At 75.2% G+C, this 13,997-nt stretch carries 12 protein-coding genes and 1 pseudogene; 8 read left to right on the top strand and 5 right to left on the bottom strand.

Translation table 11 applies throughout. The features are described 5' to 3' along the window. Positions 1 to 41 precede the first annotated feature (41 nt). The gene (locus IG88_RS0135540; protein ID WP_031050315.1) at positions 42 to 1,835 is read right to left on the bottom strand and encodes a BACON domain-containing protein; all 1,794 of its coding nucleotides are present in this window, start codon (positions 1,833 to 1,835) and stop codon (positions 42 to 44) included. 544 nt (positions 1,836 to 2,379) lie between these two features. Here IG88_RS0135540 and radA point away from each other — a divergent pair. Both radA and disA read left to right on the top strand, forming a co-directional pair. Beyond that, positions 2,380 to 3,789, top strand: coding sequence for a DNA repair protein RadA (radA, locus tag IG88_RS0135535; RefSeq protein WP_031050312.1), 1,410 nt, complete (start codon positions 2,380 to 2,382; stop codon positions 3,787 to 3,789). A gap of 81 nt (positions 3,790 to 3,870) precedes the next feature. Beyond that, positions 3,871 to 4,995: a DNA integrity scanning diadenylate cyclase DisA gene (gene disA / locus IG88_RS0135530; RefSeq protein WP_030404779.1), complete on the top strand. Its 1,125-nt coding sequence runs from the start codon at positions 3,871 to 3,873 to the stop codon at positions 4,993 to 4,995. 18 nt (positions 4,996 to 5,013) lie between these two features. Here the strand turns inward: disA and IG88_RS43985 are convergent, their stop codons facing one another. Then, on the bottom strand, positions 5,014 to 5,853 hold the full coding sequence (locus tag IG88_RS43985; protein ID WP_031050309.1) for a hypothetical protein: 840 nt from the start codon (positions 5,851 to 5,853) through the stop codon (positions 5,014 to 5,016). A gap of 158 nt (positions 5,854 to 6,011) precedes the next feature. On the opposite strand from IG88_RS43985, the gene IG88_RS0135520 reads away from it, so the two are divergent. From IG88_RS0135520 to IG88_RS44735, 6 genes and pseudogenes are all read left to right on the top strand, one after another. Beyond that, positions 6,012 to 6,938 (top strand): A/G-specific adenine glycosylase, encoded by a 927-nt coding sequence (locus IG88_RS0135520; RefSeq protein WP_031050305.1) that lies wholly within the window; start codon positions 6,012 to 6,014, stop codon positions 6,936 to 6,938. A gap of 304 nt (positions 6,939 to 7,242) precedes the next feature. Continuing rightward, positions 7,243 to 7,776, top strand: coding sequence for a SigE family RNA polymerase sigma factor (locus IG88_RS0135515; protein WP_003975479.1), 534 nt, complete (start codon positions 7,243 to 7,245; stop codon positions 7,774 to 7,776). Next, a complete protein-coding gene (locus tag IG88_RS0135510) occupies positions 7,764 to 8,438 on the top strand; it encodes a hypothetical protein (RefSeq protein WP_031050303.1) in 675 nt (224 codons plus the stop codon). The genes IG88_RS0135515 and IG88_RS0135510 overlap by 13 nt, the downstream gene beginning before the upstream one ends. Positions 8,439 to 8,597: 159 nt before the next feature. Continuing rightward, positions 8,598 to 9,302, top strand: a complete 705-nt coding sequence (cseB, locus tag IG88_RS0135505) for a two-component system response regulator CseB (RefSeq protein WP_031050300.1) — start codon at positions 8,598 to 8,600, stop codon at positions 9,300 to 9,302. Between the two features lie 16 nt (positions 9,303 to 9,318). Then, positions 9,319 to 10,881, top strand: a complete 1,563-nt coding sequence (gene cseC, locus IG88_RS0135500) for a two-component system sensor histidine kinase CseC (RefSeq protein WP_031050298.1) — start codon at positions 9,319 to 9,321, stop codon at positions 10,879 to 10,881. A 124-nt stretch (positions 10,882 to 11,005) separates the two neighbouring features. After that, positions 11,006 to 11,794 (top strand): annotated as a pseudogene (locus tag IG88_RS44735) (phosphotransferase family protein); the annotation flags it as partial. 422 nt (positions 11,795 to 12,216) lie between these two features. Here IG88_RS44735 and IG88_RS0135495 read toward each other — a convergent pair. From IG88_RS0135495 to IG88_RS43610, 3 genes are read right to left on the bottom strand one after another with little or no spacing between them, the layout of a single operon-like run. Then, on the bottom strand, positions 12,217 to 12,804 hold the full coding sequence (locus IG88_RS0135495) for a hypothetical protein (protein ID WP_031050296.1): 588 nt from the start codon (positions 12,802 to 12,804) through the stop codon (positions 12,217 to 12,219). After that, positions 12,801 to 13,775: a DUF6286 domain-containing Asp23/Gls24 family envelope stress response protein gene (locus IG88_RS0135490; protein WP_031050295.1), complete on the bottom strand. Its 975-nt coding sequence runs from the start codon at positions 13,773 to 13,775 to the stop codon at positions 12,801 to 12,803. Before IG88_RS0135490 ends, IG88_RS0135495 begins: the two co-directional genes overlap by 4 nt. Beyond that, positions 13,772 to 13,957, bottom strand: coding sequence for a hypothetical protein (locus IG88_RS43610; protein WP_158854181.1), 186 nt, complete (start codon positions 13,955 to 13,957; stop codon positions 13,772 to 13,774). Before IG88_RS43610 ends, IG88_RS0135490 begins: the two co-directional genes overlap by 4 nt. Between the last annotated feature and the right edge of the window lie 40 nt (positions 13,958 to 13,997).

The following is a 13,997-nucleotide window of genomic DNA, read 5'->3' as shown; positions in this document are numbered from 1 at the left end:
GGGCGGGGTTCGGTGAGACCGAGGGGCGGTCTCGTGCCGGGTTACGGGTCCGACGGGCTCGGGGTGCCGCTTCCCGGCGGGGGTGACGAGTCGTCCGGGCCGCCCGTCGGGGACGGTTCACCGGTCGTCGGGTCCGGGCCGGGCGAGGTCGGCGGCGGGTCGTCGGTGGGCGTCGGGTCCGGGTCGCCCGGATGCGGGGTGGACGGGCCCGGGCCCGGGGTGTGACCCGGGAGGGACGGACGCGTGGCGCCGTCGGGGGTGCTGGGACGCGGGTCCGGGCGGGACGGGGTGGGTGCGCGGCCGTAGCCCTGGATGGTGACGACGGCGTGGCCGGGCGACACGGCCACCCGTGCGCTCCAGTGGCCGGACGGCTCGCGCAGGTGGTCGACGTACACCCGGACCGTCACGGACTCGCCGGGGCGCAGGGTGCCCGAGGACTGGCTCAGGTAGAGCCAGTCGGCACCGGCGGACACGGACCAGCGCACCGCGACGTCGCCGGTCGCGGTCAGGGTGACCAGCGTGGTCCCGCCCCGGTGGCCGGCCGTCACCCCGAGGTGGCCGGTGCCCTTCTCGCCGGTACCGGGGACGCCGACGACCTCCACGGAGACGTCGGCCCCGCCGTTCCCGCCGAAGCCCGGGCCCGGGGTGGTACTCGCGTTGCCCGCGTTCTCGTAGCCGCCGCCCGCCGGCTCGCGGGCCGGGCCGTCCGGATCCTGTGCCTCGCTGGCGCTGGCCGGGCGGCCCTCCTCCCCCTCGACGACGGGGGTGCCCCGGTGGGCCGCCCACAGGGCCAGCACCGGGGCCGCCACGACGGTGGCGACGACGGTGGTGGTGACGGCACGCGCGCGCATGCGGTCCCGCCGGGCGGCGCGGTCCTTGGGGTCCATCGGGAAGCCGCGCCGGTCGAAACGGGGGGCGTTGCCCCGCGCGCGCGGGGTGTGGGGCGGGGCTTTGTGCAGGACCGCGCGGGGGGCCTCCAGGACGGGCAGCTCGGCCGGGGTGACGCTGGTGCCGGGCCAGCGGCCGGGGATCGCGCGCTCGGCGGTACGACGGCAGCGGGGGCAGTCGTCCACGTGCCGGACCAGTTCGCGGCGCAGGGCGCTGCTGAGGACGTAGCGGTTGTCGCCGGTGAGGCGGGCGACACCGGCGCAGGTGCCGGTCTCGACGACGGCGAGGGCGGCGCGGGTGCGTTCCACCTCGCAGGCGGCGGAGGCGAGCAGTTCACGGGCGGCGGCGAGGTCCATGCCGAGGACGGCGGCCACCTCGTGCGGGGCGAGGTGGTGGCGCACGGCGAGTTCGAGCGCCTCGCGCTGCTCGGGGGTGGTGCCGGCGGCCTCCGGCCAGGCGAGGAGGGCGAGTTGGCTGCGGTGGCGCTGGTGGGTGTCGTCGTTGGCGGGGGTGGCTGCGGTGGTGGGGTTGGCTGGGGTGGTGGGGTTGGGCGAGGTGGTGGGGTTGGGCGAGGTGGTGGGGCGGCCTGCCGCGTGGCTGCTCGGACGTTTCTGCTTGGCCTCGGCCAGGTGGCGCAGGCAGGCCCAGCGGGCAAGCGCGTACAGCCAGGCCCTGCGGTCGGCCGGGGACGCGGGGGCACGGTGGCCGCGGCGTTCGGCGAGCGCGAGGACGTCGCCCAGGGCGGTGGTCGCGGCGTCGTGGTCGCAGAGCACGGAGAGGCAGTACGTGAACAGGCCGTCCAGATACGCGTCGTACGCGGCGTACCGCGCGGGCGGACGCTGCGCCGGGGGCTGTGCCAGCGCCCTCGCCGCGGCGCGGTCACGCGCTTCCCGGTGCGCCCGGTGTGCGCCGGTCGTGCGGGTCGTGGTTTCCGGACTGCTCCTCATCACTCGGCGACCGTAGGGGGCTATGGGTGGCGCGAACTGGCGCGTTGGGCACTTTTAATCCGTACGGGTGAAACGATCCCTCATAAGGGGACAGGAACCCGCCCTTCCGTGGCCGGGACGGGGTTGTCGTCGTCCGTTCGGGGTGTGTGCCACGGGTGCGGAGTGCCTGCGGCGTCTGCGGGGTGGGTGGGGGTGCGCGGTACCTGCGGCGCCTGTGCGTGTTGTGGGTCGGGGCCGCGCCGGGGGGGGTCCGTCCTCGGAACGGCGCGGAATCGGTCGGCCACAGATCTTTCCCGGCGCGGACGCGCCAACCGCTGCGGGCGGACACCCCCCGACACGACCCCTCCTCGCCGTACGCGGCTACCGGCCGCGTAGCTGCGGGCAGTCGTGCCGCTGGGGCGGCACGGGTGGGCGCAGCGGCACCCCGCCAGCGCCAGGCCCGCGACCCCGCCCCGCACCCACCCCGGGCAACCCCGAACGCCGGACCACGTGGCCCACCCCCACCCCCGGGTCCGCTGTCAGTGGGGGCGGTTACCGTTCGTGCATGGCTGCCCGTACGAAGTCCGCCAAGGAACGGCCGTCCTACCGCTGCACCGAGTGCGGCTGGCAGACGGCCAAGTGGCTCGGCCGCTGCCCCGAATGCCAGGCATGGGGCACGGTCGAGGAGTACGGCGCGCCCGCCGTGCGTACGACCACGCCGGGGCGCGTGACCACCTCCGCGGTGCCGATCGGCCAGGTCGACGGCCGTCAGGCGACCGCCCGCTCCACCGGCGTGCCCGAGCTGGACCGCGTGCTCGGCGGCGGCCTGGTGCCCGGTGCCGTGGTGCTCGTCGCGGGCGAGCCGGGCGTCGGGAAGTCCACGCTGCTGCTGGACGTGGCGGCCAAGTCCGCGAGCGACGAGCACCGGACGCTGTACGTCACCGGTGAGGAGTCGGCAAGCCAGGTGCGGCTGCGGGCCGACCGGATCCACGCCATCGACGATCACCTGTACCTCGCCGCCGAGACCGACCTCGCCGCGGTGCTCGGGCACCTGGACGCCGTGAAGCCCTCGCTGCTGATCCTGGACTCCGTGCAGACCGTCGCCTCGCCCGAGATCGACGGCGCCCCGGGCGGCATGGCGCAGGTGCGGGAGGTGGCCGGTGCGCTGATCCGCGCCTCCAAGGAGCGCGGCATGTCCACGCTGCTGGTGGGGCACGTCACCAAGGACGGGGCCATCGCGGGGCCGCGGCTGCTGGAGCACCTCGTGGACGTCGTGCTGCATTTCGAGGGCGACCGGCATGCCCGGCTGCGGCTGGTGCGGGGAGTGAAGAACCGGTACGGGACGACCGACGAGGTCGGCTGCTTCGAGCTGCACGACGAGGGGATCACGGGGCTCGCCGATCCCAGCGGGCTGTTCCTCACGCGGCGGGCCGAGCCGGTGCCCGGCACCTGTCTGACCGTCACCCTGGAGGGGCGCCGGCCGCTGGTCGCCGAGGTGCAGGCGCTGACCGTCGACTCGCAGATCCCGTCGCCGCGGCGTACGACCTCCGGGTTGGAGACCTCGCGGGTGTCGATGATGCTGGCCGTGCTGGAGCAGCGCGGGCGCATCAGCGCACTGGGCAAGCGGGACATCTACAGCGCGACGGTGGGAGGAGTGAAGCTCTCCGAGCCCGCCGCCGACCTCGCCGTGGCGCTGGCGCTGGCGAGCGCGGCCAGTGACACTCCACTGCCCAAGAACCTCGTCGCGATCGGGGAGGTCGGTCTCGCCGGGGAGGTGAGACGGGTCACGGGCGTGCAGCGCAGGCTTTCCGAGGCGCACCGGCTGGGCTTCACGCACGCGCTGGTACCGGCCGATCCGGGCAGGGTGCCCGACGGCATGAAGGTGCTGGAAGTCGCGGACATCGGGGACGCCCTGCGGGTGCTTCCGCGCTCGCGTCGCCGAGAGGCCCCACGGGAGGAGGGGGACCGCCGGTAGACTTTGCCCTGGTCTCGCCCGTCCGTACGGCCGAATGTGCGACACGGGAGCGCCAGAAGAACCTGCGACCGGAGGAGTGCAGTGGCAGCCAACGACCGGGCAGCAGCTCCCGGAAAGTCCGGTGGGAGTGCCGGTGCCGATGGCCTGATGCGCGCCTCACTGAGCGCCGTGGCGCCCGGCACGTCCCTGCGCGACGGCCTGGAGCGGGTCCTGCGCGGCAACACCGGCGGTCTGATCGTGCTGGGTTCCGACAAGACCGTCGAGCAGATGTGCACGGGCGGTTTCGTGCTGGACGTCGAGTTCACCGCGACCCGGCTGCGGGAGCTGTGCAAGCTCGACGGCGGCATCGTGCTCTCCTCGGACCTGTCGAAGATCCTGCGGGCTGGGGTGCAGCTCCTTCCGGACCCGACCATTCCGACCGAGGAGACCGGTACCCGGCACCGGACTGCCGACCGGGTCAGCAAGCAGGTCGGGTTCCCCGTTGTGTCGGTGTCGCAGTCGATGCGGCTGATCGCCCTGTACGTGGACGGGCAGCGCAGGGTGCTGGAGGACTCCGCCGCGATCCTGTCGCGGGCCAATCAGGCACTGGCGACCCTGGAGCGCTACAAGCTGCGCCTCGACGAGGTCGCGGGCACGCTGTCGGCGCTGGAGATCGAGGACCTGGTGACGGTGCGGGACGTCTCGGCGGTCGCGCAGCGGCTGGAGATGGTGCGCCGGATCGCCACCGAGATCGCCGAGTACGTGGTGGAGCTGGGGACCGACGGGCGGCTGCTCGCCCTGCAGTTGGACGAGTTGATCGCCGGGGTGGAGCCGGAGCGCGAGCTGGTCGTGCGCGACTACGTGCCCGAGCCGACCGCGAAGCGGTCGCGGACGGTCGACGAGGCGCTCGCCGAGCTGGACAAGCTCAGCCATGCCGAGCTGCTGGAACTGTCCACGGTGGCGCGGGCCTTGGGGTACACCGGGTCGCCCGAGACACTGGACTCGGCGGTGTCGCCGCGCGGGTTCCGGCTGCTGGCCAAGGTGCCGCGGCTGCCGGGCGCGATCATCGACCGGCTGGTGGAGCACTTCGGCGGGCTGCAGAAGCTCCTCGCCGCCTCCGTCGACGACCTCCAGACGGTCGACGGCGTCGGCGAGGCGCGGGCCCGCAGCGTGCGCGAGGGACTGTCGCGGCTGGCGGAGTCGTCGATCCTGGAGCGTTACGTCTGAACTCCCGGCCGGCCGCGGTCAGTCGCTGGTGAGGACGAAGGACGTCTGCACCTTCTCGAACCCGGCCGCCTTGGCCTCCACCAGGTAGGTGCCCGCCTTGGCCGAACCCGCCGGGGGCGTGCCGCACTCGGGGGTGCTCGGCTTGCGGTCCCACTTCACGGTGTAGGTGATGCCGCTGCCCGCGGCCACCCGGTAGGGCAGGCTGCCCCCGCCCTTGACGCAGTCGTCCGAGGCCCAGTAGGCGTCGTCGGCGTCGGCCGGGGTGATCGTGAAGACCGCGTGCTCCGGGCCGAGATCGACCTTGCAGTCGCTGCCGGAGGTGTTCCGCGCGGTCAGTTCGAAGGCGGGGGTCTGGCCGGGCGCGTAGCTGTTGCGGACACTGCGCAGGCTCAACTTCACCGCTCCCGGAGTGCAGTTGGGCAGGGACGACCCGGCGGGCAGGGTGTCGCCCGCGCCGACGCCCGTCACCGCGCCGCCGCCCGCACCGCCGGACGACCCGTCCGATCCGTCGCCGCCGGACTGCCCGCCGCCGGAACCGGACGACCCGGCGCCCGACCCGGCGCCGCCCGAACCCGCCCCGGAACCCGAGCCGTTGGAGTCACCGTCCCCGGACTCGTCGCGCCCGCCCGGGGCCTGGCTGATCGCCGGCCCGGAACCCGAGGGGCCCGGGGTGATGGACGGTGCCGGGTTCTTGCCGTCGGCCCCGCTCTTGCCGCCGCTGCCGCCGTCCCCGCCGCCGGAGACCACGATCCAGGTGATCAATAGCGCCAACAGGGCGAAAAGAGACAGCAGTACGGCCCTCCGTCGCCAGTAGATGGAGGAGGGAAGCGGCCCGACCGGATTGCGCAGTGATCCCACGGCGCAAACTGTACGAGAGATCGGCGCGTTCCCTTGTCCCACCCGCCGTTCGGGTTCGCAACTTTTACGGATCATCATTCCGGCAGACCGGCCCCTGGGCCGCCACCTGGTGGCGGTGTTCCCGCGCGGCGGCCCTCCCGTGGCAGGATCGGAGGGTCATGACTGCGCCCACGAAGCCCTCGCCAGGCGGACCCTCCGACCCCGCCGCGTCCGGTGTGCCGCTGCACGCCCCCGTCATCGACTGGTTCGACGAGCACGCCCGCGACCTGCCGTGGCGGCGCCCCGAGGCCGGCGCCTGGGGCGTGATGGTCAGCGAGTTCATGCTCCAGCAGACGCCGGTCAGCCGCGTCCAGCCGGTGTACGAGCAGTGGCTGGCCCGCTGGCCGCGCCCCGCCGACCTCGCCAAGGAGGCCCCCGGCGAGGCCGTCCGCGCCTGGGGCCGGCTCGGCTACCCGCGCCGCGCCCTGCGGCTGCACGGCGCCGCCGCGGCCATAACGGAACGGCACGGCGGCGACGTACCGTCCGACCACGCCCAGTTGCTGGCGCTGCCCGGCATCGGCGAGTACACGGCCGCCGCGGTCGCCTCCTTCGCCTACGGCCAGCGGCACCCCGTACTGGACACCAACGTCCGCCGGGTCTTCGCCCGCGCGGTCACCGGCGTGCAGTACCCGCCGAACGCCACCACCGCCGCCGAGCGGAGGCTCGCCCGGGCGCTGCTGCCCGAGGAGGAGGCGAGCGCCGCCCGCTGGGCCGCCGCCTCGATGGAGCTGGGCGCCCTGGTCTGCACGGCGAAGAACGAGTCGTGCCACCGCTGTCCGATCGCCGCCCAGTGCGCCTGGCGGCTGGCGGGCAAGCCCGCGCACGACGGGCCGCCGCGGCGCGGGCAGACGTACGCGGGTACCGACCGGCAGGTGCGCGGGCGGCTGCTCGCGGTGCTGCGGGAGGCGCCCGGGCCCGTGCCGCAGGCCGCCCTCGACCAGGTGTGGCAGGAGCCGGTCCAGCGCGCCCGCGCCCTGGACGGCCTGGTCGCCGACGGCCTGGTGGAACCGCTGGCGGACGGGCTGTACCGGCTGCCGCTGGGCTGACCCACCGGTGGCTCCGGGGCGGCGGACACCTCCGTGACAGCCTGGCCGCCGTCCCGGTGACGGCTCCATCGGTGGGCAAATCACCCGATGTCGCCATCAAGTGGGCTGCCGTCTTACCCGGTTCCTACTTCCGTTACACAACCGACGGACAGCCGAGGGTTTGCCGCAGGCTGCTTCGCACAGCGCCGTGACAACGCTTCCCTACCTTCGTTTGCGTGCCCAGGGGGCACGGACGACCAGGGACCACAATCAGTGGGCCGGCGGATGACCACCGTCGGCATACGGGGATCGGAAGGCGGTTGACATGGGCGAGGTGCTCGAGTTCGAGGAGTACGTCCGCACCCGGCAGGACGCGCTGCTGCGCAGTGCCCGGCGCCTGGTCCCCGACCCCGTCGACGCCCAGGACCTGCTGCAGACCGCGCTGGCGCGGACGTACGGGCGCTGGGAGACCATCGAGGACAAGCGGCTCGCCGACGCCTACCTGCGCCGGGTGATGATCAACACCCGGACCGAGTGGTGGCGGGCGCGCAAGCTCGAGGAGGTGCCGACCGAGCAGCTCCCGGAGTCCCCCATGGACGACGCCACCGAGCAGCACGCGGACCGCGCCCTGCTGATGGACGTCCTGAAGGTGCTCGCCCCGAAGCAGCGCAGCGTCGTGGTGCTGCGACACTGGGAGCAGATGTCGACGGAGGAGACCGCCGCCGCGCTCGGCATGTCGGCGGGAACGGTCAAGAGCACGCTGCACCGGGCGCTCGCCCGGCTCCGCGAGGAGCTGGTCGCCCGCGATCTGGACGCACGGGCGCTGGAGCGTGAGGAGCGGGAGCGTTGCGCGGCCTGACCGACGGTCGGACTCCCGGGGAGGCCCGGAGAACCACGCAGGCGGCGAGTACGGCGGTGGCCGTGTTCGTCGCCCTCGGCGTTTCCCTGTCCGGCTGCGGGACCGGCGGCACCGGCGCCCGCGACGAGGGCCCGGCCCACGCGGACGCGGTGGGCGGTCCCGCCTCCTCCCCCGAGCCCGCGGCGAAGAACTCTCCCTCGAAGGTCCCCGACCGCGTGGACGCGGTGCGGCTCGTCAAGGCCGACCCCAAGGTGTCCCCCGAGGTCAAGCGGGGCCTGAAGCCGTGTGTCGCCGACGAGTACCCCCTCGACGTGTCCTACGGCAGGCTGACCGGCGGCTCGGCGGACGACGTCGTCGTCAACGTGCTGACGTGCGGTGACGCGGTGGGCGTGGGCAGTTACGTGTACCGCGAGAAGGACGGCGGGTACCAGAATGTGTTCAAGGCGGAGGCGCCCCCGGTCTACGCGGAGATCGACCGCGGGGACCTGGTGGTGACCAAGCAGGTGTACGACAAGGGGGACCCGGTCTCGAGCCCGTCCGGCGAGAACGTGACCACGTACCGCTGGTCGTCGAACCGGTTCACCGAGGAGTACCGCACGCACAACGACTACAGCAAGGCCGCCGGGAACGCGCCCACCCCGGCACCCGAGCCGGACGGCTGACCCGGCCGTCGCGCCGGCCGCCGTGAACCGGTGGGGCCGCTCGCACCGATGACCCAGTGAGAGCGCGAAAGACGACCGAGTGACAGCGCGAAAGAGGTGCACGGCCGGTCCCGGCACCCCGTTCGACCCGACCACACCCTGAGGACTGAGAGCACCGGGATGGCAGACCAGACCCACGTCCTGTTCGTCGAGGACGACGACGTCATCCGCGAGGCCACCCAGCTCGCCCTGGAGCGGGACGGCTTCGCGGTCACCGCGATGCCCGACGGGCTCTCGGGCCTGGAGTCCTTCCGGGCCGACCGCCCCGACATCGCCCTCCTCGACGTCATGCTCCCCGGCCTCGACGGCGTCAGCCTGTGCCGCCGCATCCGGGACGAGTCCACGGTGCCGGTGATCATGCTGTCGGCGCGGGCCGACTCCATCGACGTGGTGCTCGGCCTGGAGGCGGGCGCCGACGACTACGTGACCAAACCGTTCGACGGCGCGGTGCTGGTCGCCCGCATCCGGGCGGTGCTGCGCCGCTTCGGGCACGCCGGGGGCGGCGGCCGGGGGGATGCGGCCGGCGCCGCGGAGACCGGGGGCGTGCTCACCTTCGGCGACCTGGAGGTGGACACCGACGGGATGGAGGTGCGCCGGGCCGGGCGGCCGGTGGCGCTCACCCCGACCGAGATGCGGCTGCTGCTGGAGTTCTCCTCGGCGCCGGGCACCGTGCTCTCGCGCGACAAGCTGCTGGAGCGCGTGTGGGACTACGGCTGGGGCGGTGACACCCGGGTCGTCGACGTCCATGTGCAGCGGCTGCGCACCAAGATCGGCCAGGACCGGATCGAGACGGTCCGCGGCTTCGGCTACAAGTTGAAGGCCTGAGCGGGGGCACAGGGATATGCGGGGGTTCTTCCGACACCGGACCGCCTCGCCCTCGGGGCAGCCGGACGAGCCCACGAGGCCGGGCGGGCGTGCGCACGTCCTGCACGCGGGGCGCATCGGCGCGGACGGCGTCGGCACACACGGTCCCGCCGCCCGGACGCGCGGCGCGCGGACTCTCGGCGCCCGCCTGCCCGGGGCCCGCCTGCTGGGTGCCCGACTGCTGGGTGCCCGCGGCATCCGCACCGGGCTGCGCTGGAAGCTGAGCGCGGCCATCGCGCTGGTCGGCGCGCTGGTGGCGGTCGCGCTGAGCCTGGTCGTGCACAACGCCGCCCGGGTCTCGATGCTCGACAACGCCCGTGACCTCGCCGACGACCGGGTCCTGATCGCCCAGCGCAACTACGAGCTGTCCGGTCGGCAGAACTTCCCCAACGCCCAGATCGACGACCCCGAACTGCCGCCGGAGCTGCGCCGCAAGGTCGAGGCGGGGCGCCGGGCCACGTTCGTCTCGGAGCAGCCGAACGGCGTGACCCACATCTGGGCGGCCGTGCCGCTCAAGGACGGGCACGTGATGTCGCTGCACTCCGGTTTCACCGACCGCAGCGCCGACATCCTCAAGGACCTGGACCAGGCCCTGGTGATCGGCTCGATCGCGGTGGTGCTGGGCGGCAGCGCGCTCGGGGTGCTCATCGGCGGTCAGCTCTCGCGGCGGCTGCGCAAGGCCGCCGCCGCCGCGAACCGGGTCGCGGGCGGGGAGGCGGACGTCCGGGTGCGGGACGCCATCGGCGGTGTCGTGCGGGACGAGACGGACGACGTCGCGCGCGCCGTGGACGCGATGGCGGACGCCCTGCAGCAGCGGATCGAGGCCGAGCGCCGGGTCACCGCGGACATCGCGCACGAGCTGCGCACCCCGGTGACCGGCCTCCTGACGGCCGCCGAGCTGCTGCCGCCGGGCCGGCCGACCGAGCTGGTCCTCGACCGGGCGAAGGCGATGCGCACACTCGTCGAGGACGTCCTGGAGGTGGCCCGGCTCGACGGCGCCTCGGAGCGGGCCGAGCTGCAGGACATCATGCTCGGCGACTTCGTCTCCCGGCGGGTCGCCGCCAAGGACCCGGCCGTCGGGGTGCGGGTGATCCACGAGTCGGAGGTCACCACCGACCCGCGCCGGCTGGAGCGCGTGCTGTTCAATCTGCTCGCCAACGCCGCCCGGCACGGCCGTGCGCCCGTCGAGGTCAGCGTCGAGGGCCGGGTGATACGGGTCCGCGACCACGGGCCGGGCTTCCCCGAGGACCTGCTGGCCGAGGGCCCGAGCCGGTTCCGCACCGGCAGCTCCGACCGGGCGGGTCACGGTCACGGCCTCGGCCTGACCATCGCGGCCGGTCAGGCCCGGGTGCTGGGCGCCCGCCTCACCTTCCGCAACGTACGCCCGGCCGGGGCGCCCGCCCACATACCGGCCGAGGGCGCGGTCGCCGTCCTGTGGCTCCCGGAACACGCGCCCACGAACACCGGGAGCTATCCGATGCTGCCGGACCGCTCGGGCGGCGGGGCGTCGCCGTCCCGGGAGGCGTCCTCGAAGCGCTGACGTCCGGCACCGGGGCCGGACCACCGGGCTGAGGCCCGAAAACCGGGGGCCCGCACGGGTCCCGCCGTGGGATGCTCGCCACCGGGTCCGGAGCGACGCACCGGCCATGCGAGGGGACGACGACATGGAGCCCGCACACCTCCGGCGTGCCATCGAGGCAGGCCGGGCGACCGCGGCGGAGCTGGGCCTGGAGGCCGACGCCGTGAGTGTCGTCCACGACTCGGACCGGGTCGCGCTGCGCCTGCTGCCGTGCGACGTGCTGGCCCGGGTGGCGCCCGTGGGTCAGCGGGCCGACGCCGAGTTCGAGGTGGAGGTCGCCCGCCGGCTCTCCGAGGCCGGCGCCCCGGTGGCGGAGCTCGATCCCCGGGTCGTCCCGCGGGTTCGTACGCGCGACGCCTTCGCCGTCTCCCTGTGGACCTACTACGAGCCGCTGGCCTCGCCGGTCGCGCCGGCCGCCTACGCGGACGCGTTCCGGCGCCACCACGCCGCCCTGCGCAGGACCGAGCTGTCCGCGCCGCACGTGACCGACCGGGTGGCCGCGGCGCTGCGCGAGGTGAGTGACCGTCGGCGCTCCCCGGATCTGCCCGACGCCGACCGGGAGTTCCTCCGCGACACCCTCCGCGGCCTGGGCGCCTCGCTCGGCACCGGCCTGAGCGGCGAGCAGTTGCTGCACGGCGAGCCGCATCCGGGCAACCTCCTCAACACGAGGAGGGGACCGCTCTTCGTGGATCTCGCCACCTGCTGCCGGGGACCGGTCGAGTTCGACCTCGCCCACGCCCCCGAGGAGGTGGCACAGCACTACGCGGGGGCCGACCCGGACCTGGTCCGCCGGTGCCGGGCCCTGAACTGGGCGCTGTTCTCCGCCTGGCGCTGGCGCCGCGAGGACGGAGGGCCTCCACCGGGTCCGGGCCGCCCTCGGCCCGCGCTGACCCGGCGGAAAACCACACCGGCTGTCCGCCCACCCCGCCGTCGGCACCGGACGCCACGGGGCGGGGGCCACGGGGCAGTCGTTGAGGGGCAGGCGCCGCGAGGGCCCCAAGCGGACGCGGCGGCCGACCGGGAGGACGGAGGGCCTCCACCGGGTCCGGGGCGGACGCGGCGGCCGACCGGTCCGGTGCAGGCTCCCCGCCTGGCGCCGGCGCCGCGACGACCGGATGCCGGACCGGGCCCACTGGAGGACGGAGGGCCTCCACCGGGTCCGGGCCGCCCTCGGCCCGCGCTGACCCGGCGGGAAACCACACCGGCTGTCCGCCGACGCCGCCGTCGGCTCCGGGGGCCCACGGGGCAGGCGGGCGCGGTGGCCTGCCGGTCCGGTGCGGGCGCCCCGCTCACGGTTCAGCGCACGCGGAGCCTCCCGTGCGCGGACGCGCTCAGCCGGATCCGGGTGGCCGCGGTGTACGGCGCGCTCGCGCGCTCGGCCTCGGCGACCACGGCGTGGAGCGCGGGCAGGACGGAGTCCGGGGGCGTGCCCGGGTGCAGCCAGACCCGGAGACCGACGTCCAGGCGCTGTCGGCGGCCGGGCAGTACGCGGGCACGGGCGCGGGCGACCCCGGACACGGCGGCGGCGCGGGCGGTCAGGGCCTCCGCCAGGGCCTGGGGGCGCACCGCGGAGCCGGGCGCGGGCAGGGCCAGGTCCCGGGTCGGACCCGAGCGGAGCTGTGCGAGGGACCAGTACGCGAGGAACACGGTCAGGGCGAGGGCCACGGCCAGGACGGTGGGGGTCCACCAGCCCTCGGTCCGGAGCTGTGCCAGACGGGCGCGGTCCAGCAGGACGGCGCCCGTGCCCGCGGTCGGCCACCACGACGGCAGCCGCTCCCGGAGGGGACCGCCCGTCAGGGCGAGCCACGCGCCCGCCAGGAGCGGCGGGAGCCCGGCGACGGCGAGGACGGTCCGGTTGACGGCGGTACGAGCGCGGCGCCTCACCTGCCACCCGCCGGGGTGCGGGCGGGCACCGGCACGGGCCGGTCCGGCGTGGGACCGGAGGGCGCCTCCCGCCCCGGGTCCAGGGGCGGGCGCCAGACCGGCTCCGGGACGACGGTGACCCGCAGCCGGGGGACGCGGCGCAGTTCGCAGGCGGCGAGGGCGGCGCCCGCGGCGGAGCCGACGGCGTCCCGCGTCCGCGCCCGGTCGCCGAAGCGGAGGCCGGCCCGGACGCCGACGCGACGCCTGCGCACGCGTACGCGCACCGCTCCGGTCCCCGCCACGTCCGCCACCGCGTCACGGACCAGGGACCGCACCACGGAACGGTCCACGGCAGCGTCCACGCGGGCCGCCGGGGCCCGGACCGTGGACTGGTGGCGCCGGCCCGGGGTCACCGCGAGGAGGATCAGCCAGACGCCGAGCAGGGCGGTCAGCACGCCGGCGGCGACCACGGCCGGGTCTCCCGGTCCGTGACCGGAGAGCCAGTCCACGGTCCCGGCCCGCCACGCCGCGGCCGTCCGGTGAGCGGCGTGCACCTGGACCATGTCGAAGGCGAGCGCGCCGCAGGCCGCGGCACCCACCGCGGTGAGCACCGCGACCGGCACCCGGCGCTCGGACCACCAGCGGCGGGGCGTACGGCCCGCGTCGCCCTCCGGAGCGGGGGGCACCGGTACCCGGGGCACGGCCAGCGAGGTGACCGTGACCCGCGTGGACGCCACGTCCAGACCGGTCAACTGCCCCGTGCGGGCGGCGACATGGCGCTGGACGTCCCGCACGGTGTCGGCGAGGGGCGGCGGGTAGGGCAGAACCGCCCCGAGGGACAGTTCCGCCCGCCCGCCGCGCACGGAGGCCGCGGCCCCGGTCGCCCGGGAGGCGTTCCCCCCGGGGAGCGCCTCGGTGACCGCCCGCTCGGCGATCCGGCGCACGGCCCGTTCGGAGACGGTGGTGGTGCCCCGCCCGGCCGGGGCCGTCATCGCCGGCTCCGGCCGAAGGCGTCCCGCACGTCCTGGACGCCACCGCCGTCCTCGACCCACCGGCCCAGCGCCCAGCCGAGGCCGCCGAGTGCGGCCACGAGCAGGAAGGCGCCGAATCCGCCGAAGTAGCCCGCGAACGCCAGCGTCATGCCCGCGGCCATTCCCACCACTGGTGTGCTCATGTCCCTCCGCCTCTCACCGCGTACGACCTCTCACCGCGTA

It is taken from the genome of Streptomyces sp. NRRL F-5650, from assembly GCF_000721365.1.
Taxonomy (GTDB): Bacteria; Actinomycetota; Actinomycetes; order Streptomycetales; family Streptomycetaceae; genus Streptomyces; species Streptomyces ardesiacus.
This window is presented reverse-complemented; position numbering and strand designations above follow the sequence as displayed.

Excerpts from the sequence above, each read along its gene's own strand:
- IG88_RS0135515 (WP_003975479.1), top strand. The coding sequence starts at position 7,243 with ATGGGCGAGGTGCTCGAGTTCGAGGAGTACGTCCGCACCCGGCAGGAC.
- cseB (WP_031050300.1), top strand. The coding sequence starts at position 8,598 with ATGGCAGACCAGACCCACGTCCTGTTCGTCGAGGACGACGACGTCATC.
- IG88_RS0135490 (WP_031050295.1), bottom strand. The coding sequence starts at position 13,775 with ATGACGGCCCCGGCCGGGCGGGGCACCACCACCGTCTCCGAACGGGCC.
- IG88_RS0135520 (WP_031050305.1), top strand. The coding sequence starts at position 6,012 with ATGACTGCGCCCACGAAGCCCTCGCCAGGCGGACCCTCCGACCCCGCC.
- radA (WP_031050312.1), top strand. The coding sequence starts at position 2,380 with ATGGCTGCCCGTACGAAGTCCGCCAAGGAACGGCCGTCCTACCGCTGC.
- IG88_RS0135540 (WP_031050315.1), bottom strand. The coding sequence starts at position 1,835 with ATGAGGAGCAGTCCGGAAACCACGACCCGCACGACCGGCGCACACCGG.
- cseC (WP_031050298.1), top strand. The coding sequence starts at position 9,319 with ATGCGGGGGTTCTTCCGACACCGGACCGCCTCGCCCTCGGGGCAGCCG.
- IG88_RS43610 (WP_158854181.1), bottom strand. The coding sequence starts at position 13,957 with ATGAGCACACCAGTGGTGGGAATGGCCGCGGGCATGACGCTGGCGTTC.